Source organism: Pseudofulvimonas gallinarii, from assembly GCF_004343305.1.
GTDB lineage: Bacteria > Pseudomonadota > Gammaproteobacteria > Xanthomonadales > UBA2363 > Pseudofulvimonas > Pseudofulvimonas gallinarii.
In genome coordinates, this window is the sequence record NZ_SMAF01000017.1 from 25,119 (window position 1) to 48,349 (window position 23,231).

Here is a 23,231-nt window from a genome sequence, read left to right on the forward strand (position 1 = left end):
CCAACGATAGCGCCAGCCGCGTCCAGGCGTATTCGTTATGGCGGCGCCAGACTTCGCTTGGGCGGCGTTACACTGCCGCCGTTTAGGCAGGAATCACACTGGATGGCGCGCGTTCCCCCAGCTTCCGCGACCGGCGACCAGGTCAGGACCACGACCTGCTACATGTGCGCCTGCCGATGCGGCATCGACGTCCACCTGCGCGACGGCAAGGTCCGCTACATCCAGGGCAATCCGCGCCATCCGGTGAACCGCGGCGTGCTCTGCGCCAAAGGCAACGCCGGCATCATGCAGCACAATTCGCCGGCGCGGCTGCGCAAGCCGCTGCTTCGCGTCGGCGAGCGCGGCGAACGTGCCTTCCGCGAAATCGAATGGGACGAGGCGCTGGCCATCGCCAGCGGCTGGCTGTCGCGCGTGCGTGCCGAGGACCCGGACCGGTTGGCCTTCTTCACCGGCCGCGACCAGAGCCAGGCGCTGACCGGCTGGTGGGCGCAGCAGTTCGGTACCGTGAACTACGCGGCGCATGGCGGCTTCTGCTCGGTGAACATGGCCGCCGCCGGCATGTACACCTACGGCGGTTCGTTCTGGGAGTTCGGCGAGCCGGACTGGGCGCACACGCGCTACCTGATGATGTGGGGCGTGGCCGAGGACCACGATTCCAATCCGATCAAGCTCGGCCTGGGACAGCTGAAGGCGCGCGGCGCCAAGATCGTCGTCGTCAATCCGGTGCGCAGCGGTTATGGCGCCGTCGCCGATGAATGGATCGGCATCCGGCCCGGCACCGACGGCCTGTTCGCGATGGCGCTGATCCACGAGCTGCTGCGTGCCGACCGCATCGACCTGGATTACCTGGTGCGCCACACCAACGCGCACTGGCTGGTGATCGACGATCGCGGTGCGCCGGACGACGGCATGATCGCGCGCGACAGCGAGGGCCGGCCGCTGTGCTTCGACCGCGGCAGCGGCACGCTCGCCGATGCGCTGGGCTGTGGCATCCAGCCGGCGGTGGTCGGCGACTTCACGCTGGCGGATGGACGGCGCGCACGACCGTCATTCCAGCTGCTTGCGCAGCGCTACCTGGATCCGCAGTACGGGCCGGATGCGGTCGCCGAACGCTGCGGCATCCCGGCCGACACCATCCGCCGCATCGCCGCCGAACTGGCACACGCCGCATTCGAGCAGAGTTTCGTGCTGCCGCAGTCGTGGACCGATGTGCATGGCCGCCGCCATGAAGGCTTCGTCGCGCGTCCGGTGAGCATGCACGCGATGCGTGGCATCGCCGCGCACGCCAACGGCTTCCACACCTGTCGCGCGCTGCATGTGCTGCAGATGCTCCTGGGCAGCATCGATGCGCCCGGCGGCCACCGTTTCCAGCCGCCGTACCCGAAGGGCACGCCGCCGGGCAACCGCCCGGGCAAGACGCGACGCCCCGACGGCACCCTGGATGCGGCGCCATTGGGATACCCGCAGTCGCCGCAGGACCTGCTGGTCGACGCCGACGGCCAGCCGCGACGCCTCGACAAGGCGTTTTCCTGGCAGCATCCGCTGGCCGTGCACGGGATGATGCACAGCGTGATCCGCAACGCCTGGGCCGGCGATCCGTATCCCGTCGATACGCTTTTCATGTTCATGGCGAACATGAGCTGGAACTCGGCGATGAACACGCGGCAGACGCAGAAGATGCTCGCCGACCGCGATCCCGCCACCGGCGAGTACCGCATCCCGCGCATCATCTACGTCGATGCCTACGATTCGGAGATGGTGGCCTGGGCCGACCTGGTCCTGCCCGACACCACGTACCTGGAGCGTTACGACTGCATCTCGGTGCTGGACCGTCCGATCTCGGAAGCCGACGCCGCCATCGATGCGATCCGCCAGCCCGTGGTCGCGCCGGACCGCGACGTGCGGCCGTTCCAGGACGTGCTGCTGGATCTCGGTGCCCGCCTCGGCCTGCCGGGCATGGTGCGCGAGGATGGCAGCGCGCGTTATCCGGGCGGCTATGCCGACTACATCGCCAACCACGAGCGCGCGCCGGGCGTCGGCCTGCTGATCGGCCATCGTGGCGAGCAGGGCGACACGGTCGGCAAGGGCGCGCCGAATCCGGCGCAGCTGGAGGCCTATGCGGCCGACGACTGTTTCTTCTCGGCGCCCGTTCCCGAGGCCGGCCTCTACTACAAGATGGCGAACCGGGATTACCTGGACTGGGCGCAGCAACTGGGTTTCCTGCCGCCGGCCAAGGGCCGGGGATCGCGCGAGGAACTGGTGTTCCAGCTCTACGGCGAAACCCTGCAGCGCTTCCGCCTTGCGGCGCGTGGCCACGGCGAGGTGCAGCCGCCCGACGCCGAACGCGCACGCGTCGAACGCTTCTTCGATCCGCTGCCGTTCTGGTACGCGCCGTTCGAACACGTCGATGCCACGGCCGACGACTATCCGCTGTCGGCGCTTACGCAACGACCGATGTTCATGTACCACGCCTGGGGTTCGCAGAACCGCTGGCTGCGCCAGATCGCCGCGCGCAACGTCTTGTACGTGCATCCGGACACGGCGGCCGAACACGGCGTGCAGCCCGGCGAGCGCGTGCGCGTCGAGAGCGCGCATGCGGCCATCGAGGCCGAGGTCGGCCTGCACGAAGGCGTCGAGCCGGGCACCGTCTGGACCTGGAACGCCATCGGCAAGCAGAAGGGTGCGTGGAAACTCGCCGGCAACGCGCCGGAGTTCCGTCGCGGTTTCCTGCTCAACCACCTGATCCCGGAACGACGCGCCGACGGCTACGCCCATGCCGATCCGGTCACCGGCCAGGCGGCGTGGTTCGACCTGCGCGTGCGCCTGCGCAAGCTCTGAGCGTTTCGGCACCTTTAGGCGGCGGGCGTGGCCTGCCCGCGAATTGCCACAAGTGCCGGCGATGATGTCGGCGCCATAGCCTGAGTCCCGCCATGAGAAGCCTGAGCCGCCGAGATGTCCTGAAAATGCTGCTGGCCGTGCCGGTCATCGTTTTGCCGGCCTGTGCAACGGGACGCACGAGTCCGCAACGCGATCATGGCGACGCGCTTGCCAAGCTGGAGCGGCAGCACGGCGGCCGCCTCGGCGTCTGCATCCTCGACACGGCGACCGGCGCCGAACTGCGCTGGCGCGGCGACGAACGCTTCGCCCTGTGTTCGACCTTCAAGCTGCCGCTGGCGGCGACGGTGCTGCGCGCGGTCGAGCTCGGCGAACTGGATGGCAACGCGCCTGTTCCGTTCGGGCCGGCGGATCTGGTGCCACATGCGCCAGTCGTCCAGGCGCGCCTCGACGCCGGGGTCACGTCGATGACCGCGCTGGAGCTGGCTGAAGCGGCGCAGCTCACCAGCGACAACGTCGCCGCCAACCTGCTGCTGCGCCAGCTCGGGGGACCGGCTGGCGTCACGGAAAGCTGGCGCGCGCGTGGCGACGACGTCACCCGGCTGGACCGTTTCGAGCCAGCAATGAACCACGTCCTGCCCGGCGAGGAACACGACACCACCACGCCCTGCGCGATGGCGCGCCATGTCGCCGCGCTGGTGACCGGCGATCTGCTGTCCGCCGACTCGCGCGACCTGCTGCGGCAATGGCTGGTCGCCACGGACACCGGCCTGCGGCGCCTGCGCGCCGGCCTGCCACCCCACTGGCCGGCGGGCGACAAGACCGGCACCGGCATTGCGCCGACGATGGCGAACAAGCTCAACGACGTCGCCGTGGCCTGGCCGCCGGGGCGCGCGCCGCTGGTCGTCGCCGCCTACTACGAATCACGCGGGCACAGCCCCGGCACCTGGCGCGACGAGGAAAGCATCTTCCCGCCGATCGCCCGCATCGCGGCCGCCTGGCTCGACGGCCTGGACTGAGGGCGCGCCGGCGCCATTGCACAGCCCACTGACGCCGGCCGTGGGGCCACCCGCCTGCGTCTTGGCGTATACTCCACCCCAGTATCATAAACGGGGTGGCGCGTGCCGCATTCGCCGGAAGAGAAACGCAAGGTCCTTGCCCGCGTCAGGCGCATCCGCGGCCAGGTCGACGCGCTCGAGCGCGCGCTGCTGGCCGGCGCCGACTGCGCGCCGGTGCTGCAGCAGATCGCCGCGTTGCGCGGCGCCGTCAACGGCCTGATGTCGGGCGTGCTGGAAAGCCATCTCCGTGAAGAACTGGGCGCGCCGCGCGCGTCCGCCGCCGATCGCCAGGCGAGCATCGACGATGCCATCGCGCTGGTCCGTTCCTATCTCAGGTAAGCAGGAGAGTCCCATGAAATCACGCGCCGCCGTCGCCTTCGGTCCCGGCCAGCCGCTGCAGATCGTCGAGATCGACGTCGAGCCGCCGCGCAAGGGCGAGGTGCTGATCCGCGTCACCCATACCGGTGTCTGCCACACCGACGCCTTCACGCTCTCCGGTGACGATCCCGAAGGCCTGTTCCCCTGCGTGCTCGGCCATGAAGGCGCCGGCGTCGTCGTCGAGGTCGGCGAGGGCGTCACCAGCGTCAAGCCGGGCGACCACGTGATCCCGCTCTACACCGCCGAGTGCGGCGAGTGCCTGTTCTGCAAGAGTGGCAAGACCAATCTCTGCGTCGCCGTGCGTGCCACCCAGGGCAAGGGCGTGATGCCGGACGGGACCACGCGTTTCTCCTACAACGGCGAGCCGGTCTACCACTACATGGGCTGCTCGACCTTCAGCGAATACACCGTGGTCGCGGAGGTATCGCTGGCGAAGGTGAATCCGCAAGCGAATCCCGAACACGTCTGCCTGCTCGGCTGCGGCGTCACCACCGGCATCGGCGCGGTGCACAACACGGCCAAGGTGCAGGAAGGCGACACGGTCGCGGTGTTCGGCCTCGGTGGCATCGGCCTGGCGGTGATCCAGGGGGCGCGCCAGGCGAAGGCCGGCCGCATCATCGCCATCGACACCAATCCGGCCAAGTTCGAACTGGCGCGCCAGTTCGGCGCCACCGACTGCGTGAATCCGCGCGACCACGACAAGCCCATCCAGCAGGTCATCGTCGAGATGACCGGTTGGGGCGTCGACCACAGCTTCGAATGCATCGGCAACGTCAACGTGATGCGCGCGGCGCTGGAATGCGCGCACCGCGGCTGGGGCCAGAGCGTGATCATCGGCGTCGCCGGCGCTGGCCAGGAAATCTCGACGCGACCGTTCCAGCTCGTTACCGGCCGCACCTGGAAGGGCACGGCCTTCGGTGGCGTGAAAGGCCGCTCGCAACTGCCGGGCATGGTCGAGGACGCGATGGCCGGCAAGATCGAGCTGGCGCCTTTCGTCACCCACACCATGCCGCTGGAGCGCATCAACGATGCCTTCGACCTGATGCACGAGGGCAAGTCGATCCGTTCGGTCGTGCATTTCCACGCCGGGTGAGCAGGCGGGCCGGGCGCATTCGGCGACCCGGCCCGCTAAAGTGGCACGGTAGTGGTCGCCTCCGCGACCATGCGGGCGCGGAGACGGCATGGACCGGGACGATCATCGCGACGACCTTCCTGCGGCCGATCTGGATCGGCTGCGGCGGGCGTCGCGCCTGGACCTGGTTGCCGACATCGGCGGCACCAATTCGCGCTTCGCGCTCAGCGATCCGGATGCCGACACGCTGGCGCTGCTGGCACCGCGCTCGCTGCGCAATGCCGGCTTCGACAGCCTGGAGTCGGCGCTGGCGTCCTATCTCCAGGACCTGCCGCGACGGCCGTCGCGTGCCGCCATCGCGGTGGCCAGCCCGGTCGATCGCGATCACATCCGGCTGACGAACCTGCACTGGTCGTTCCGCCGCAGCACGCTGGCGCAGCACACCGGCCTGGACGAAGTGCGGCTGCTGAACGACTTCGGCGCCGTCGCGCATGCGGTTCCGGTGCTCGCTGCTGCCGATCGCAGGCACATCGCCGGGCCGGAGCGCGACGGATTGTCGGGGCCGGTCAGCGTGATCGGTCCGGGCACCGGGCTGGGCGTGGCGCTGCTCGCCGGTGGCCATCGCCAGGGCTGGCAGGTGGTGGAAACCGAAGGCGGACATGCCAGCTTCGCGCCGCTCGATGAAATCGAGCGCGACATCGAACGTTCACTGCGCGAGCGCCACGGACGCGTCTCCATCGAACGCGTGCTGTGTGGCGACGGGCTGGCGCATATCGACCAGATGCTGCGTGCGCGCGCGGCCGGCGGCGAAGCGGCGGACGTCGAACGCCGGCAGCCGGCCGAGGTCACGCGCGCCGCTGTTGCCGGTGGCGATGCATGGGCGGGCGCCGCACTGGCGCGATTCTGCGCCATCCTCGGCAGCGTCGCCGGCGACATCGCACTGACCCATGGCGCACGCACGCTGGTGATCGCCGGTGGCATCGTGCCGCGTTTCGTCGAGGTCCTGCGCGCCAGCGATTTCCCGGCGCGCATGATCGACAAGGGGCGCATGCGGGACTACCTGCGTGAGGTGTCGGTGCATGTGGTGACGCATGCGCATCCGGGCCTGCTGGGTGCGGCGCAACTGCTGCGCGGCCGCGGGCACAGCGGGTGTCCGGCCGCCTGAGGGCGGCATTGCAGCGCAACAACCGGATCCACCGTTGTCGGTCTAGACTCGACCCGGCAAGCGCGGCCGGCGCGACCGGCCAGCCAGCAACGGGAGGGTCGCAGTGCAGCCGACCGACATCCGTCATCCGGACACGTTCCATCGTGTCGTCGATTGCCAGTGGGCCTGTCCGGCGCATACGCCGGTTCCCGAATACATCCGCCTGATCGCCGCCGGCCGCTACGACGACGCCTATATGCTGAACTGGTGGTCGAATGTGTTCCCGGGCATTCTCGGGCGCACCTGCGACCGTCCCTGCGAACCGGCCTGCCGGCGCGGTCGCGTCGAGGAAAACAACGGCGGGCATCCGGAACCGGTGGCGATCTGCCGGCTCAAGCGCGTCGCCGCCGACAACAAGGGCGAGGTGCGTTCGCGCATGCCACGACCGGCGGCGCAGTGGAACGGCCGACGCATTGCCTGCGTCGGCGCTGGGCCTTCGGCACTGACCGTCGCGCGCGACCTGGCGCCGCTGGGCTACCGCGTCACGATCTTCGAGGCGGAAGCCAAGGCGGGCGGTTTCATGCGCACGCAGGTGCCACGCTTCCGGCTGCCCGAGGAAGTCATCGACGAGGAAACCGGATACATCCTCGATCTCGGTGTCGATTTCGTCGCCGGCCGGCGCATCGGGTCGATGCGCGCGCTGCTGGCGGAAGGCTACGACGCCATCTTCGTCGGCAGCGGGGCGCCGCGCGGTCGCGACCTCGACCTGCCGGGACGCCAGGAGGCCGCTGGCCAGATCCACGTCGGCCTGGACTGGCTGGCGAACGTTTACTTCGGACACGTCACGCAGGTCGGCAAGCGCGTGCTCGTCCTCGGCGGCGGCAATACCGCCATGGACTGCTGCCGCAGCGCGCGTCGCCTCGGTGGCAGCGACGTCAAGGTGCTGGTGCGTTCGGGTTTCGATGAGATGAAGGCCAGCCCGTGGGAAAAGGAGGATGCCATGCACGAAGGCATTCCCATCCTCGACTGCCGCGTGCCGAAGAGCTTCGTCCACGCCAGCGGACGGCTCACCGGCATGACCTTCGGGAAGGTGCGCGTGGAGTACGACGACAACGGGCGCCGCCAGCTGGTGCCGACCGGCGAGCCGGACGAGTTCCATGCCTGCGACGAAGTGCTGATCGCGGTGGGCCAGGAAAACGCCTTCCCCTGGATCGAGCGCGACATCGGCATCGAGTTCGACCCGTGGGGTCTTCCCGTCGTCGATGCCGTCACCCACCAGTCCACGCTGCCGCATGTGCTGTTCGGTGGCGACGCCGCGTTCGGGCCGAAGAACATCATCTGGGCCGTCGCGCACGGCCACGCCGCCGCCATCAGCATCGACCTGCTGCTGCAGGGCCGGGATCCGGCGCAGCGGCCGCCGCCGGAGACGCTGCTGGCCTCGCAGAAAATGGGCATCCACGAGTGGCGCTACGACAACGCGGTGTCGCCGGACGAGCGTTACGCCGTGCCCTGGTCGGAAGCGGCCAGGAAGCTCGACAGCATGCATGTCGAGGTCGAGCTGGGTTTCGATCCGGCGACCGCCTGGGCGGAGACGCAGCGCTGCCTGAACTGCGACGTGCAGACCGTGTTCACCGACAGCAAGTGTATCGAATGCGATGCCTGCGTCGACATCTGTCCCACCGACTGCATCACTTTCACCGCGAATGGCGAGGAAGAGGATGTGCGGCAGCGCCTCACCGCGCCGGCGCTGAACACCGCGCAGCCGCTTTATGTCTCCGGCCCGCTGAAGACGCAGCGCGTGATGGTCAAGGACGAGGACGTCTGCCTGCATTGCGGCCTGTGCGCGGAACGCTGCCCGACCGGGGCCTGGGACATGCAGAAGTTCCTGCTCCAGGAAGCCCATGCAGGCGGTTGCCGATCGAAACGCAAGGAGGCGGCATGACCCCGGCCGTATCGCCCCTGCGGGCCGTCAACGATTTCGTCGTCAAGTTCGCCAACGTCAACGGCTCCGGTTCGGCATCGGCGAACGAGCTGTTCGCGAAGGCGATCCTGCGCATGGGCGTGCCGGTCAGCCCGCGCAACATCTTCCCGTCGAACATCCAGGGGCTGCCGACCTGGTACGAGGTGCGCGTGACCGAACGCGGCTGGCTCGGCCGTCGCGGTGGCGTCGACCTGATGGTGGCGATGAATCCGCAGACGTGGGACGCCGACATCGCCGAGATCGAGCCGGGCGGCTATCTGTTCCATGACGGCAGCAAGCCGCTGCCGAAATCGAAGTTCCGTGACGACATCACCGTGATCGCGGTGCCGTTGACGGAGCTGTGCAACGCCGCCTGGGAAGATCCGCGGCAACGCCAGCTGTTCAAGAACATCATGTATGTCGGTGCGTTGAGCGCACTGCTCGACATGGATGTCGCGACCCTCGAGGCGCTGGTCGCCGAGCAGTACCGTGGCAAGGAAAAGCTGCTGCCGCCCAACCTCAAGGCGCTGCATCTCGGCCGCGACTGGGCCTTGCAGAACCTGGCCTGCCCCATTGGCCTGACCGTGCGACGGGCCGATGCGGTCGGCGATCGCATCTTCGTCGAGGGCAACGCCGCCGCCGCGCTGGGCTGCGTCTATGGCGGCGCGACCGTCTGCGCCTGGTATCCCATCACGCCGTCTTCGTCGCTGGCGGAAGCGTTCCAGAAGTATTGCCAGAAATACCGCGTCGACGAGGCGGGGAACGCACGCTTCGCGATCCTGCAGGCCGAGGACGAGATCGCCTCCATCGGCATGGTCGTCGGCGCCGGCTGGAACGGCGCGCGTGCCTTTACGGCGACCTCGGGTCCGGGCATCTCGCTGATGAACGAATTCATCGGCCTGGCCTATTTCGCCGAGATTCCGGCCACCATCATCAACGTGCAGCGGGGTGGGCCGTCGACCGGCATGCCGACGCGCACGCAGCAGTCTGACGTGCTGGCCTGCGCCTATGCCTCGCACGGCGACACCCGCCACGTGCTGCTGTTCCCGGAGGATCCGCACGAGTGCTTCGCCTTCTCGGCGGCGGCACTGGACCTGGCGGATCGCCTGCAGACGCCGGTGTTCGTGATGACCGACCTGGACATCGGCATGAACCAGCGCCTGTGCGCGCCGTTCGAGTGGGGCGAGTCGCGGCGATACGACCGCGGCAAGGTCATGACGGCAGGTGACCTGGAATCCGGACGCGAGTTCGCGCGCTACAAGGACGTCGATGGCGACGGCATTCCCTGGCGCACCTGGCCGGGCACGCATCCCGACAAGGGCGCGTATTTCACGCGCGGCACGTCGCGCAACCCGCAGGCGCAGTATTCCGAGCGCGGCCCTGACTACGTCTACAACATGGAGCGGCTGCTGAAGAAGTTCGACAACGCGAAGTCGCTGGTCCCGCAGCCGGTGATCGTGCAATCCGGTCCGCCTGCGCGCCATGGCGTGATCTTCTACGGTTCGACCAGTCCGGCCATGGCCGAGGCCATCGAACTGCTGGCCGGACAGGGCATCGCGCTGGATACGTTGCGCGTGCGTGCCTATCCGTTCCCGGACACGGTGCGCGACTTCATCGAGGCGCACGCGCGCGTCTTCGTCGTCGAGCAGAACCGCGACGGCCAGCTGCGCACGCTGCTGGTCAACGAGTTCGATATGGACCCGGCGCGCCTGGTGGCGGTGCTGCACTACGACGGCACGCCGATCACCGCACGATTCATCGCCGGCGCCATTGCCGATGCGTTGGCGCAGTCGGCAGCGGCAGCGAAGACGGCGCAGATGGAGAACGTGGCGTGACGCGGGCGCGGCGATTGAACGCCTTCCCGCATCCGTCCTTCGTGGAGGTTCGACCATGACCTACCTTGCCAAGCCGCGCCTGCACCACCCGACGTTGGCCTGCAACGCCATCGGTTTCACGCGTCGCGACTACGAAGGCAAGATCAGCACGCTCTGCGCCGGCTGCGGCCACGATTCGATCTCGGCCGCCATCATCCAGGCGTGCTGGGAACTGGACATCGAGCCGCATCGCGTGGCCAAGCTCTCCGGCATCGGCTGCAGCTCGAAGACGCCGGACTATTTCCTCGGCCAGGCGCATGGATTCAATACCGTGCATGGGCGCATGCCCAGCGTGCTCACCGGCGCCAATCTCGCCAACCGCGAGCTGATCTATCTGGGCGTCTCCGGCGATGGCGATTCCGCATCGATCGGCATCGGCCAGTTCGTGCACGCGATCCGTCGCGGCGTGAACATGACCTACATCGTCGAGAACAATGGCGTCTACGGACTGACCAAGGGCCAGTTCTCCGCCACCGCTGACCAGGGTTCGGTGTCGAAGAAGGGCGTGGTCAATGCCGACAGTCCGCTGGACATGGTGACCATGGCGCTGCAGCTCGGCGCCACCTATGTCGGCCGGGGATTCTCCGGCGACAAGAAGCAACTCGTTCCGTTGATCAAGGGTGCACTGAACCATCGCGGTGCCGCGTTCCTCGACGTCATCAGTCCCTGTGTCGCCTTCAACAACCACGCCGGCAGTACGCGCAGCTACGACTGGGTGCGTGAACACAACGCCGCGGTCAATCGTCTGGACGTCATGCCGGCACGCGCGCAGATCGTCGCCGACTACGCGCCGGGCGACACCATCGACGTGGAGCAGCACGACGGCGGCGTCCTGCGCCTGCACAAGCTGGACGCGGCCTGGGATCCGCGCGACCGCATCGCTGCATTGAACCTGGTGCAGCAGCGCCAGGCGCGTGGCGAACTGGTGACCGGCCTGCTCTTCGTCGATCCGCAGGCGCGCGACCTGCACGGCCACCTGGGCACCGTGCAACAGCCGCTCAACACACTGTCCGAACGTGAACTGTGCCCGGGCACGACAGCGCTGGCGAAGATCAATACCGCATTGCGCTGAAACGCCGCGGCGGCGCGCCGCCGATGAGGCACGCCGCTGCTGCGCGGGTGGGCCTCAGGGCTCGAAGCCGTCCGCGAACAGCAGGTCGCCCAGCGGGAAGCAGGGCGAGAACTCCGATGTGGGGCCGATGATCGCCGGTCCGGCCGTGGCGGTCGCCGTGGCGAAACCGGTGTCGACAATCTCATCGATCACGAACTCGAACTGGCCTTCGCCGCTGCCGTCCGTGCTCAGCGAAACGAAACCCAGGTAGCTCGATGAGCCGCCATGACCGCTGTCGTGACAGCTGGCGGCGCGATAGATGTCGACGTAGTACAGGCGGCTTGGCTCGGCGGACAGCCTGCCGGCAAGCCGGGTCTGCGTTGCCGTATACGTCAGGCCGGTCAGCACCGGAAAATTGGTCAGCTGGTTCGGCCCTTCATCGGCATCGAGTGGATCGTTCGGTGTCACGCCTTCAGCGCTGACCGCCAGGTCTATCGCCAGGCCGCCGTTGCCGAAGATCCCGTTGCCGACCACCATGACACCCTGGGGCGCCGTCGCATTGTCTGCAGGCCCGGAGATCAGCACGCCCGCGCCGCTGTTTCCGGCGATGATGTTGCTGATTTGTCCGGCCTGCACGGAGCCGATCACCGTGTCGCTGCCGCGGCTGACATGGATTCCAGGGCCCTCGTTGGGGACGGCGGCCAACGGCAGCGAGGCCAGGCCGATGATGTTGCCTTCGATGCGGTGGCCGTTGCCGGAGATCACCTCGATACCGAGCACGGTGTTGCCGGAGACGACATTGCGCGGCGTCTGCACGCCGACATTCTCGCCGCCGATCAGGGCGTTCTGTGTGACCACCATCGTGTTCGAGGCGCCGACGACGATTCCCCTCCGGTTTCCCAGCGCTGCCGTGCCATTCGCATTCGTGCCGACCAGGTTGCCCTGGACCGTCACATTGCTGCCGGTCACCGCAATGCCGGTATGGCTGAGCCCGGAGACGAGGTTGCGCTCAGCGCGCGTCGGGCCACCGATGCGGCAGCCGTTGCTGGCGGCCGTGATGCCGATGCGGGTGCCGGGACTGCCCGGATAGCCGATGGTTCCAGTGGGATCGGTGCCGATGAAGTTGCCGGTGATGAGGCAATCGTGGCCGGCAGTGGCGGAAATCTGCACGCCGTTGAAGCGGTTCACCACCAGCCCGCGGATGGTGCTGCCATTGCTGCCGACCAGCAGCATCAGGCCGGATCCGGTTCCGGAATAGGTCGGGCTGGGACGCAGCTCGATCATCAGGTCGGCATTGGTGCCCAGTGCGGCGGTGTTCATGCCACTGCCGGGTTGGGAGTAGCCATCGATGTACACCGGGCTGGAGATGCCAGGCAGGGGCGTGTCGACGCGGATCGTGTGGGGGCCGGTCCCGGGGATGTTGAACCGGATCGTGTCCATGCCAGTCAATGCATTGGCGTTGAGGATCGCCTGCCGCAAGGAGCCCAGGCCGCTGTCATCCGTATTCGTGACCGTGAAGACCGCGGCGTCGGCGGAAAAAGCGAATGTCGCGCCGAGCGCGGCAGACAGGCGCAGCAAGGTGTGGCTCGCAGGCATAGGTGGCCCTCCCCGGGTTGGCAATAATCTCCAGAGCGCAAAAGCGGGCGCATTCCCGCCAGCTCTGCAAAGGCCATGAGGATCGTCGGCGATTGCGCCGGCCTGATGGTCCCCGGCATCCGGATCGGCAGGAGAACACCTCCGGCCGGCATGCGGGCCGCGGACGCACCCGCAGGTGCGCGACGCCGCTGCAGGCGCGCGCATGCTGGCCGTGGCGCCCGATCCGGGGGCGCCGGGCCGGACTCAGCCCGTCGCGAGGCGTCCGATGTCGGCGATGCGCAGGAACTGCTGCTGCAATCGGGCCAGCAGTGCGAGGCGGTTGCCGCGCACGGCGGGATCGTCGGCCATCACCATCACGCCATCGAAGAAGGCGTCGACGGCCGGACGCAGCTGCGCCAGCCGGGCCAGCGCGGCGACGTAGTCGCGACCTTCGAACAACGGGGCGGTCGCGGCTTCGGCAGCGGCGAGCGCGTCGCCCAGCGCGCGCTCGGCATCGCCTTCGAACAGGCTGCTGTCGACGGTGGCGGGAATGGTTTCCCCCGATTCGCCGGCCTTGCGCAGCAGGTTGCCACAGCGTTTGTTGGCGGCGGCCAGCGCCTGGCCGTCCTCGCTGCCTGCGAACGCCTTCAGGTCGCGCAGGCGCCTGTCGAAATCGACCAGCGAGACGGGTTTGACGGCGGCCACCGCCTCGAAACGGTTGGCGTCGTAGTCACCGCGCTGCTCGTAATAGCCGCGCAGGCGTTCAGTGATGAAGTTGAAAAGGTCATCGGCTATCCGTTCCGCTGCTGGAATCAGATTGTTCTCTATGACGACCAAGACGGATGGACCATCAGCATGGCCGGCTTCGCTCGCGATGCGTTGGCGCTCGACAGCTGCCAGTGGCTTGAGCGTTGCCATGGCAAGCAATGCGCGTTCGTCCAGCTCGAATCCGCTTTCAATAATTGTGCGGGCCAGTCCGAGCGCATTGCGGCGCAGGGCGAAGGGATCCTTGTTGCCGGTCGGCTTGAGGCCGGCCGCGAAACCGCCGGCCAGCGTGTCCAGGCGCTCGGCGATCGCCAGGACCTGGCCCAGCTTCGAGGTGGCGATGTCGTCGCCGGCATTGCGCGGCATGTAGACCTCGTCCAGGGCCAGCGCGAGTTTCGCGCGGCTGGTGTCGTCGAGGTCGTTCAACGCGGTATCTTCGTAGGCGTAGTAGCGGCCGGCGATGCCCTGCAGTTCCGGGAACTCGTTGACCATGCGCGACTGCAGGTCGGCCTTCGACAGCCTGGCCGCGCGCTCCGCCAATGCCGGGTCGACATCAGCACCCTGGGACGCGATGGCGTACGCCAGCTTGGCGACGCGTTCGATCTTGTCGGCGATGCTGCCGAGCTTCGCATGGTAGGTGACCTGGGCCAGGCCGGCATTCATCGACGCCAGGCCCTGCTTGCGGTCCTCGTCGTAGAAGAAGCGCGCGTCGGCAAAGCGTGGCCGGATGACGCGCTCGTAGCCCTTGCGGATTTCCGCCGGGTCCCGGGACTCGATGTTGGCGATGCCGATGAACCGTTCGGTCAGCCGGCCTTCGTCATCCAGCACCGGGAAGAACTTCTGGTTCGTTTCCATGGTGAGGATCAGCGCCTCCTGCGGCACGCGCAGGAAGTCGCTCTCGAAGGAGCAGAGGATGGGCACCGGCCATTCGACCAGGCAGTTCACCTCGTCGAGGATGCCTTCGTCGATGCGGGCGGTGCCACCGGCTTCCGACGCGGCCTGTTCGACCATGGCGGCAATGGCGCTGCGGCGCACGACCGGATCGACGATGACGCGCGCCTGGTGCAGGCGGGCCTCGTAGTCGGACGGTGCGGCCAGCTCGATGGCGGCCGGCGCATGGAAACGGTGGCCGCGGCTGAGGCGTCCGCTGCGCACGCCCAGCACGTCGCAGTCGATGACCTCGTTGCCGAACAGCAGCACCAGCCAGTGCACGGGTCGCACGAAGGCGTAGTCGTGATCGCCCCAGCGCATCGGTTTCGGAATCGGCAGGCCGTTGATCGCTTCCTCGACGAGCTGTGGCAGCAGTTCGGAGGTGGCGGCACCCGGCTTCACGCTGCGATGGACGAAACGCTCGCCCTTGCCGTCGGTGGTGCGTTCCAGTGTCTGCCAGTCGATGCCGGCCTTGGCGGCGAAGCCTTGCAGTGCCTTGGTCGGTTGGCCGTCGGCGTCGAGGGCGATGTTGAGGTACGGGCCGAGCACTTCGCTGGCCTGGTCGGGTTGGCGGATGGCGACGGCGTCGATCTGGACGGCAAGGCGGCGCGGCGTATACAGCAGGCGTGCCTGTTCGCGGTCGAAGGACACGCCGCGCCTGTCGAGCCCGTCGCGGACACCGTCGAACAGGGCCTGGGCCAGGCCGGGCAGGGCCTTGACCGGCAGTTCCTCACAGCCGAGTTCGATCAACAGGGGCAGATGCTGGCTCATGGGCGGATTCGCTTGGGGCGTCCCGCAGTTCGCGGGGGCGCAGGGTGGACCGGAAATTCGGGATCAGGCGGCCTGGCGCTTCACGCCGGGGAAGCCGAGCTTTTCACGCTGTGCGTAATAGGCTTCGGCCACCGCCTTGGCGATCGTGCGTACGCGCAGGATGTAGCGCTGGCGCTCGGTCACCGAAATGGCACGGCGGGCATCAAGCAGGTTGAAGCTGTGGCTGGCCTTGCAGACCTGGTCGTAGGCCGGCAGCGGCAGGCCGGCTTCGACCAGCTTCAGCGCCTCGGCCTCGCAGACGTCGAACCAGTGCAGCAGCTCGGGGACGTTGGCGTGCTCGAAGTTGTAGGTGCTCTGCTCGACTTCGTTCTGGTGGAAGACGTCGCCGTAGGTCACCGGACCCTGCGGACCGACGGTCCACACCAGGTCATAGACGTTCTCGACGTTCTGCAGGTACATGGCCAGGCGTTCCAGGCCGTAGGTGATCTCGCCCGTCACCGGCCGGCATTCGATGCCGCCAGCCTGCTGGAAATAGGTGAACTGCGTGACTTCCATGCCGTTGAGCCAGACTTCCCAGCCCAGGCCCCAGGCGCCCAGGGTCGGAGACTCCCAGTTGTCCTCGACCAGGCGCAGGTCATGCACCAAAGGATCGACGCCGAGGGCGCGCAGGGAATCGAAATACAGCTCGACGATGTTGTCCGGGTTCGGCTTCATCACCACCTGGTACTGGTAGTAATGCTGCAGGCGGTTCGGATTCTCGCCGTAGCGGCCGTCGGTGGGGCGGCGCGAGGGCTGGACGTAGGCGGCGTTCCAGGGCTCGGGGCCGAGGGCACGCAGGAAAGTGGCGGGATGGAAGGTGCCGGCGCCGACCTCGGTGTCCAGCGGCTGCAGCAGGACGCAGCCCTGCTTCGCCCAGTAGGCGTTGAGTGTCTGGATGATGTCCTGGAAGGTGGGGGCGTTCACGCGCGCTGCAGGCCAGGTGGAAAGGGCCGGCAATTATATAGCCACGCGCGCCCCGACTTGAGGCGCAGGCCGGACGCAGGTGCGCCCGGCCCGGATTCGCTGCTCAGCTGCGGCGCGTGGCCTTCTTGGCGGCGCGCTTCTTCGGGGCGGCGGTGCCGGAACCGCCGGAGCGGGAACGGATCGCCTTGCTGAGGTCGCCGTAGCCCTGCATCTTCAGGTAGGCCTCGATGGCTTCGTTGGTCACGTCGTACAGCGGGCGGCTGTGGATGGCGGCGTAGGCCTTCAGTGCGTCGCGGTAGCTCTTGGCGACGCGCAGGCTGGCGTCGCGGATGTCGTCGGCGGGTTGATTGCTCATTTCAATACTCTCTATTTTTGTGTACTGGCTAAGAAATTTCGTCTACCCATTGCAGCCTTGTCACCACTGTTCAGGACCCGGCGTGCGGTGAATTTATAGCACATGTTATGCCCAGTTTGACAAGCTTGACGACTTGTGCGTTTGGCCTGTTGACGCGGTTCATGTCACCATGGCGACCAAGGCGGGACAGGCCGAAATTAACCATCGACGAAGCGAAATTCCGGGGGGAATCATGAGCGACAGGACGACGCCGGCGCAGGCCGGTCTGGAGTGGTTGTGGTCGGGCGCGCAGGTGTGGACATCGCGTCCGAAATCCATGGCGGCGGTGGCGATCGCCTGTGCGGTGGCGGCGCTCGTGCCCTGGATCGGTGGCCTGCTTTCGGCATTGGTGGCGCCGGTGTCCTATGGTGGACTGATCCACTGGCTTGAACAGACGCGGCAGGATTCGATCCGCGGTCCGGTCGATGCTGCGATCGGATCTGGACGCTGGCAGCGGGCGCTCGTCCTGTCCGCGCCGCTGCTGGTGCTCTGGCTGTTCAGCCTGATGGTCGGTGCCCTGTTCGCGGGCGATGGCCAGACCAGCGCGGTCGCCGGCAGCAACCTCGCCCTGGCGCGCCTGGGCATCGGGACGCTGCTGCTGCCGGTGCTCATGGTCGCGGTGCTGGTCGGGGTGCTGATGGCCTTGTTCTTCAGCGTGCCGGACGTCGCGCTGCGGGATGTCGAGCCGGTCAAGGCGATTCGCGATGGTTGGCGGACCAGCATGCAGAACCTGCCGGCGCTGCTGGTTCTGGCGGGCGCGCTGATCCTCGTGATGCTGCTGTTTTCGATGCTGCTGGTGAGCCTGGGCGCCGGACTGCTGACCGGTGCGCTGGTCGCCGTCCTGGTCCATCCGTGGCTGGCGGCGTCGATGTGGGCGGCCGATCGCGACCGGCGCCGCGACGACTGAGCCTCGCTGCCGTCAGTGCCCGGCCTGGGCCTCGCGGCGGCGGACCAGCGCCGTCGCCGCGACGATGCCCAGTTCGTAGAGCAGGCACATCGGCACCGCCAGCATCACCTGTGAGAGCACGTCGGGCGGCGTGACGATGGCGCCGACGACGAAGGCGCCGACGATCACATAGGGTCGGCTGCGCTTGAGCGCGCCGACATCGAGCCAGCCGGTGGCGACGACGATCACCGTCGCCACCGGTACCTCGAAGCACATGCCGAAGGCGAAGAACAGCATCAGCACGAAATCCAGGTAGCGGCCGATGTCGGTCATCATCGCCACGCCATCGGGCGTGATGCTGGCGAGGAAGCCGAACACCACCGGCATCACCAGGTAATAGGCGAAGGCGCAGCCCAGGTAGAACAGCAGCGTGCTCGACACCAGCAGCGGGATCGCCAGCTGCTTCTCGTTGCGGTACAGCGCCGGGGCCACGAAAGCCCATGCCTGGTAGAGCGAAAACGGCATCGTCACCATCAGCGCGGTGAAGAACGCCAGCTTCAGTGGCGTCAGGAACGGGCCGGCCACTTCGATCGCGACCAGCTGGCCACCGGCGGGCAGGCGGCTGAGCAAGGGTTCGGCCAGCCAGGCGTACAGATCGGTGGCGAACGGGATCAGCGCAAGGAAGACGATCAGGATCGCCGCCACCGCCCGCAGAAGACGGTTGCGCAACTCCGTCAGGTGTTCGATGAAGGTCTGTTCCGGCGCCGGGTCCGGATCGGTCTCAGGAGCGGCCATCGCTTGCCGGGTCGGTTGTCGTGTCCGAAGGCGCGGCGTCGCCCGCGGGCGGCGCGCTGTCGTCCCTGCTCAGGGAAAGGTCGTTTTCGATGCGGCGCCGGGTCCTGGCGAGGTCGTCGCGCAGGGCGTCGACATCCAGTTCCTGCGCGCTCTGCCGCAGCTCGCGCTTGAGTTCATCCGCGGCGAGTTCGCGCTCGATGTCCGCGCGCAGTCCGGCCCAGCTGCGCTGCATGCGGCGCACGAGGGCGCCGGCGGTTCGCGCGGCGCCAGGCAGGCGGTTGGGGCCGAGCACCAGCAGCGCGACCACGGCGATGACCGCCAGTTCGGGCAGGCTCAGGTCGACCATGTCACCGGCACGCGAAGGCGGCGGTCAGTCCTGCCGCTTGCTGCTGGGTTCCTGCTGCTTCTCCGCTTCGGCAGCGGTCCTGTCGGCTTCGAGCTTTTCCGTCTCGTCACCCGCCAGGCCCTTGCGGAAGCCACGGACGGCCTCACCCAGGTCGCCACCGAGGTTGCGCAGCTTCTTGGTGCCGAAAAGCAGGACGACCACCAGCAGCACGATCAGCCAGTGCCAGATGCTGAATGTACCCATGATGTTCTCCAGTGCGGGTGGATGCGGGATGGTAACGCATGCCGCGCGGAGGCGGCGTCCGGCATGCGCGGCCGGTCAGCGCTGCGTGTATTCCTCGAGCGCGTCGCGGAAATCAACGACAGGCGCCGGGACATTGCTGACGCCGCCGGCGAACACGCGCCTCGGCGTGATGCCGCGTCCGTAGATCGCCTCGTTGGCGCGGTGGTCGATGCGGATCACGCTGCCGTCGAGGGCAACACCGGCGAAAAGGCCGCGGCTGCGCGAATAGGAATAGATTTCCGCCTTGAGGTTGCCGTCAGTGGCGGCGGAGGCGTTGCGGCCCACCGGACCGGCGGCGACGGAGGCGTCGGCGCCCATGGTGAACTTGCCGTTGACCAGCGTGTCCAGGCCGCGTTCGGTGCGGAACACCAGGATCACGTCGGTGGCCTGCACGCCCGCCTGCCAGCCGACGCTGCCGCCGGTGATCTTGATGAACACCGGATTGCTCCACACGCCTTCGGGCGTCTTCACCGAGATCAGGCCCTTGCCATGGCGGCCGCCGATGACCAGGCCGGCCTTCACGACGTCGGGAATCACCGCGATCGCATGGGCGTCGCGGAGCATGTGCGAGGGCAGTGCGCTTTCCGGCATCTGCATCACCTCGTTGAGGACCCGCACGGCATCCTGGCTGCGTTCGTGCAGCTTGGGATTGGCCTGCGCGGTGGTCGCGGCAAGCAGGGTCAGGCAGAGGGCGAGCAGGGTGTGTCGGAACATGGAGGCACTCCGTGGCAGATGAACGACACTATCGCTGGGACAGCGTGGATGCAGGGTTAATGGCGGAACGGCGGCACGCGCCTGCAAGCGGATTGCCTCGTGACGACGGCGGGTGGATGCAGGGAAGCGGAACGGGCTCAGTCCGTGCGGACCGGTGGCAGTCGCCGCGAGGCCAGGCCGCCCAGGCCAAGCGCCAGCAACAGCAGCATCCAGGTCGATGCGAAGGGCACCCCTGCCGGGTCGGGCGTGCCGCCCGGACTGCCGGGGTTGGGCACGTTGCAGCGCGGCGGCGTGATCGCCAGGCTCTTCACGCCGGTTTTCGTGGTCGCGCCCAGTTCCACGGCACCGGTATCGCGGTCGATGCGGAGAATCCGGCTGGGCTGCGGCTGGCCGCTGTTGTCGATGACGTGGCCGATCGCCCACAGCCGCCCGGAACTGTCGAAGTCCATGCCGGCATTGGCCAGCCGGATGGTGCTGCCGAAGCTGCTGATGCGCTGCGCCGTGCCGGCCTGCGCATCGATGCGGTACAGGCCTTCGTCGCCGTCGATGCCGATGCCATAGACATCGCCGCCACGCACGGCGATGTCGGCGATCTTCGCATTGAGACCGCCTTCGCGACCGATCACGGTGGCCTGGCCGGTTGTCCTGGAAAGCCGGTACAGGGTGCGCCGGGTGGCCGAGGACATCAGCAGGTTGCCGTCGCAGTCGAAGGTCAGCCCCGGGTCCAGCGGAGAGCCGGACAGGCCGAGGCGCAGGTTGTCGCTGCCCCGGTCGAAGGGAACCGCAAGGCCGTTGTGCGGACTGATCGACAGCAGCGCGTCGATGGCGTCGTCGATGCCATACAGCGCATTGGCGGATTCCAGCGCCAGCCCTTCGACGTCGGAATTGATGACGGAACTGTTGACGCGGATGTCCAGGGGCCCGATCCGGGTCGCGCTGCCGTCCGACAGGTTGACCCGCCAGAGGTTGTCGTGCGTGCCATCGCTGGTGGGATCGGCGGCATTGACGATGTAGCCGCTCTGGGCGACAGCAGGCGCTGCGACCGCTCCGAGGAACGCGCAGGCAAGACAACCGGCCACCAGCCGGCGTTTAACTGTCACCCAATACATCGCAAGGCATTGCTTTTAGTAGTGCTGACAGCCTAACAGGGCGCAAACGAAAATCAAGCGCCGCATGAACGCCCAGGCCCGCCGGGCCGTGGCGGCGCCCGGTCCGGCTGTAATTGGTCGGGAGCGGCCCGTAAACTGCCCGGTCCAGCGCAGTCGGGACGGCGACCATCCGGGGTGGCTGGCCGGGCTGTTCCAGGCACCCGGGGCGCATCACGCCCGCTCAGGAGTATCCGATGTACCGATCCATCCCGGTTGCAGACCCCGCCGGCGCCGGCCGCAGTGCCGTGGTGCTGGTCAACCTGGGCACGCCGGATGCGCCGAAGACCGCCGATGTGCGCCGTTACCTGCGGCAGTTCCTGTCTGATCCGCGGGTGGTCGAGCAGCCGCGCTGGCTCTGGCTGCCGATCCTGCACGGCATCATCCTGCCGCTGCGTTCGCGCCGCAGCGCCCATGCCTATTCGACGGTGTGGAGCGACAGGGGCTCGCCGCTGGCCTTCCACACCCGCGCGCTCACCGATGCGGTGCGCGATCGCTTGCCCGCCAGCGTGGAAGTGGAGATGGCGATGCGTTACGGTCAGCCGTCCATCGCGGACGTGTTGCGCCGGCTGGACCATGACGGCTGTCTGCAGCGCCTGCTCGTACTGCCGCTGTATCCGCAGTATTCGGCGACCACCACCGCCAGCGTCTTCGATGCCGTTATGGCCGAGCTGGCGACATGGCGGCGGATTCCTGCGGTGCGTTTCGTCGACGAGTACTGCTCGCTGCCGGACTGGCAGGCCGCCGTGGCCGGCAGCCTGCAACGCCACTGGCAGGCGCAGGGGCGGGGTGACCACCTGCTGTTCTCCTTCCACGGCATCCCGCAACGCTACGTCGACGCCGGTGATCCGTATTACGGGCAGTGCCGGGCCAGCGCCGCCGCCATCGCGGCGCGGCTCGGGCTGGCCGCGGACCAGTGGTCGATATCGTTCCAGTCGCGGGTCGGCCGCGAGCCCTGGTTGCAGCCCTACACCGACGCGCGCATTCCCGAACTGGCCGCCGCCGGCGTGCGCCGCCTCGACGTCGCCTGTCCCGGATTCGCGGCCGACTGCCTGGAAACGCTGGAAGAAGTCGCCATGCAGTATCGCGACCTGTTCCTCGGCTCCGGCGGCGAGCGCTTCGACTACGTGCCGGCCCTCAATGACGATGCCGGACACGCCGATGCGCTGGCGGAACTGGTGCGCGCGCAATGTGCCGACTGGCCGCCGTTCGCGGATCGCACGGCGTGACGCCGGTCGAGGAACGCCGCTTCACGCTGGCCTCCGGCCTGGCGCTGGCGGCGCGCGTCCACCATCCCGGGGCGCCTCGCCGCGTGCTGGCGGTGCACGGCTGGCTCGACAATGCCGCGAGCTTCGACGCCATCGCGTCGCTGCTGCCGGATTGCGAGATCGTCGCGCTGGACCTGGCCGGGCATGGTCGCTCCGATCATCGACCGCCCGGCGCCTGGTACCACTATGTCGATTACCTCGACGAACTGCTTCAGGTGCTGGACCAGTTGCAGTGGACCCGGAGTACCTGGCTCGGCCACTCGCTGGGCGGCGCGCTGCTGTCGCTGCTGGCGTCGGCATGTCCGGCGCGCGTCGAACACCTGCTGTTGATCGAGTCGGCGGGTCCGTTGTCGGGCGAAGCGACAGACGCGCCCGGACGCCTGCGCGATGCACTGGACGAGCGCATGGCCTTCGCCGCGGGCAAACGCCTGCGCGTATTCGAAGATCTCGACGCCGCCGTACAGGCGCGCCGGCAGGCCGGCGGGCTGTCGGAACGGGCGTCGCGCTCCCTGGTCGACCGGGGCGTCGAAGCTGTCGCCGGCGGCTGGCGCTGGTCCAGCGATCCACGGCTGCGCCTGGCCAGCCCGTTCCGCGTCGACGCGGCGCATGTGGATGCCATCCTTCGCCAGATCGAATGCCCGACGCTGATGCTGCTCGCCGATCCACCGCTGCCGTTCATGGACGCCGCGCAGCGGGCGGCGCGGCTGGCCGCGCTGGCGAAGGCGGAACGCCGCGATTTCCCCGGCCACCATCACCTGCACATGGAAACGCCGGCGCCGCTGGCGGAAGCGATCCGCGCGTTCCTCGGGTAGCCGGAGGTGGCGGTGTCAATGGTCTGACCGCCACGCGTCCGATCCGCCGCGACGGTCTTGAACAGGCGCCGCGCCACTCAACCCGGAACAGCGAACCGCCTTGTCCGCGTGCGCTCGACCGTCGGCAACCGGCGGATTGCACCGCTTCAGCCAGCCGTGCGAATCCGCCTGGGGCGGCGAATCGCGGTGGTGATAGCCGACCGCGCACGCAAC

19 protein-coding genes and 1 pseudogene are annotated in these 23,231 nt (G+C 68.0%); 11 read left to right on the forward strand and 9 right to left on the reverse strand.

Annotation, left to right across the window (positions count from 1 at the left end; translation table 11 throughout):
- The first annotated feature begins 102 nt into the window (after positions 1-102).
- The 8 genes from EDC25_RS10860 to EDC25_RS10895 all read left to right on the forward strand — a co-directional run bounded on the left by EDC25_RS10860 (position 103) and on the right by EDC25_RS10895 (position 11,393).
- Positions 103-2,838, forward strand: a complete 2,736-nt coding sequence (locus tag EDC25_RS10860; RefSeq protein WP_123522831.1) for a molybdopterin-dependent oxidoreductase — start codon at positions 103-105, stop codon at positions 2,836-2,838.
- A 92-nt stretch (positions 2,839-2,930) separates the two neighbouring features.
- Complete coding sequence (gene bla, locus EDC25_RS10865) at positions 2,931-3,854, forward strand: class A beta-lactamase (protein WP_123522832.1); 924 nt, start codon at positions 2,931-2,933, stop codon at positions 3,852-3,854.
- A 102-nt stretch (positions 3,855-3,956) separates the two neighbouring features.
- Positions 3,957-4,232: a formaldehyde-responsive transcriptional repressor FrmR gene (frmR, locus tag EDC25_RS10870; RefSeq protein WP_123522833.1), complete on the forward strand. Its 276-nt coding sequence runs from the start codon at positions 3,957-3,959 to the stop codon at positions 4,230-4,232.
- Positions 4,233-4,245: 13 nt separating this feature from the next.
- Positions 4,246-5,364: an S-(hydroxymethyl)glutathione dehydrogenase/class III alcohol dehydrogenase gene (locus EDC25_RS10875; RefSeq protein ID WP_123522834.1), complete on the forward strand. Its 1,119-nt coding sequence runs from the start codon at positions 4,246-4,248 to the stop codon at positions 5,362-5,364.
- A gap of 88 nt (positions 5,365-5,452) precedes the next feature.
- Complete coding sequence (gene glk / locus EDC25_RS10880) at positions 5,453-6,508, forward strand: glucokinase (RefSeq protein ID WP_123522835.1); 1,056 nt, start codon at positions 5,453-5,455, stop codon at positions 6,506-6,508.
- A 103-nt stretch (positions 6,509-6,611) separates the two neighbouring features.
- Positions 6,612-8,429, forward strand: a complete 1,818-nt coding sequence (locus tag EDC25_RS10885; RefSeq protein WP_123522836.1) for an FAD-dependent oxidoreductase — start codon at positions 6,612-6,614, stop codon at positions 8,427-8,429.
- Positions 8,426-10,282, forward strand: a complete 1,857-nt coding sequence (locus EDC25_RS10890) for a 2-oxoacid:acceptor oxidoreductase subunit alpha (RefSeq protein WP_123522837.1) — start codon at positions 8,426-8,428, stop codon at positions 10,280-10,282. The genes EDC25_RS10885 and EDC25_RS10890 overlap by 4 nt, the downstream gene beginning before the upstream one ends.
- Positions 10,283-10,337: 55 nt before the next feature.
- Entirely contained in the window at positions 10,338-11,393 is a 1,056-nt protein-coding gene (locus tag EDC25_RS10895) for a 2-oxoacid:ferredoxin oxidoreductase subunit beta (RefSeq protein ID WP_123522838.1), read from the forward strand.
- Between the two features lie 54 nt (positions 11,394-11,447).
- Here the strand turns inward: EDC25_RS10895 and EDC25_RS10900 are convergent, their stop codons facing one another.
- The 4 genes from EDC25_RS10900 to EDC25_RS10915 form a co-directional block, all read right to left on the reverse strand.
- On the reverse strand, positions 11,448-12,968 hold the full coding sequence (locus EDC25_RS10900) for a hypothetical protein (protein WP_123522839.1): 1,521 nt from the start codon (positions 12,966-12,968) through the stop codon (positions 11,448-11,450).
- A gap of 243 nt (positions 12,969-13,211) precedes the next feature.
- On the reverse strand, positions 13,212-15,413 hold the full coding sequence (glyS, locus tag EDC25_RS10905) for a glycine--tRNA ligase subunit beta (RefSeq protein WP_132577507.1): 2,202 nt from the start codon (positions 15,411-15,413) through the stop codon (positions 13,212-13,214).
- Between the two features lie 63 nt (positions 15,414-15,476).
- On the reverse strand, positions 15,477-16,376 hold the full coding sequence (glyQ, locus tag EDC25_RS10910; protein WP_123522840.1) for a glycine--tRNA ligase subunit alpha: 900 nt from the start codon (positions 16,374-16,376) through the stop codon (positions 15,477-15,479).
- Between the two features lie 103 nt (positions 16,377-16,479).
- A complete protein-coding gene (locus EDC25_RS10915; protein ID WP_123522841.1) occupies positions 16,480-16,731 on the reverse strand; it encodes a hypothetical protein in 252 nt (83 codons plus the stop codon).
- 232 nt (positions 16,732-16,963) lie between these two features.
- Between EDC25_RS10915 and EDC25_RS10920 the strand changes: the two genes are divergently transcribed.
- Positions 16,964-17,677, forward strand: a complete 714-nt coding sequence (locus EDC25_RS10920; protein WP_123522842.1) for a hypothetical protein — start codon at positions 16,964-16,966, stop codon at positions 17,675-17,677.
- 12 nt (positions 17,678-17,689) lie between these two features.
- On the opposite strand, the gene tatC is transcribed toward EDC25_RS10920, so the two are convergent.
- The 5 genes and pseudogenes from tatC to EDC25_RS10945 form a co-directional block, all read right to left on the reverse strand.
- Positions 17,690-18,451, reverse strand: coding sequence for a twin-arginine translocase subunit TatC (gene tatC / locus EDC25_RS10925; protein WP_123522843.1), 762 nt, complete (start codon positions 18,449-18,451; stop codon positions 17,690-17,692).
- On the reverse strand, positions 18,438-18,797 hold the full coding sequence (gene tatB / locus EDC25_RS10930; protein WP_123522844.1) for a Sec-independent protein translocase protein TatB: 360 nt from the start codon (positions 18,795-18,797) through the stop codon (positions 18,438-18,440). The genes tatC and tatB overlap by 14 nt, the downstream gene beginning before the upstream one ends.
- Positions 18,798-18,821: 24 nt before the next feature.
- Positions 18,822-19,040, reverse strand: coding sequence for a Sec-independent protein translocase subunit TatA (tatA, locus tag EDC25_RS10935; RefSeq protein ID WP_123522845.1), 219 nt, complete (start codon positions 19,038-19,040; stop codon positions 18,822-18,824).
- Positions 19,041-19,124: 84 nt separating this feature from the next.
- A pseudogene (locus EDC25_RS10940) lies at positions 19,125-19,793 on the reverse strand (lipid-binding SYLF domain-containing protein); the annotation flags it as partial.
- Positions 19,794-19,930: 137 nt separating this feature from the next.
- On the reverse strand, positions 19,931-20,893 hold the full coding sequence (locus EDC25_RS10945; RefSeq protein ID WP_132577508.1) for a hypothetical protein: 963 nt from the start codon (positions 20,891-20,893) through the stop codon (positions 19,931-19,933).
- Between the two features lie 242 nt (positions 20,894-21,135).
- Between EDC25_RS10945 and hemH the strand changes: the two genes are divergently transcribed.
- Both hemH and EDC25_RS10955 read left to right on the forward strand, forming a co-directional pair.
- On the forward strand, positions 21,136-22,167 hold the full coding sequence (hemH, locus tag EDC25_RS10950; protein ID WP_123522849.1) for a ferrochelatase: 1,032 nt from the start codon (positions 21,136-21,138) through the stop codon (positions 22,165-22,167).
- Positions 22,164-23,018 (forward strand): alpha/beta fold hydrolase, encoded by an 855-nt coding sequence (locus tag EDC25_RS10955; RefSeq protein WP_164484138.1) that lies wholly within the window; start codon positions 22,164-22,166, stop codon positions 23,016-23,018. The genes hemH and EDC25_RS10955 overlap by 4 nt, the downstream gene beginning before the upstream one ends.
- Positions 23,019-23,231: the final 213 nt, after the last annotated feature.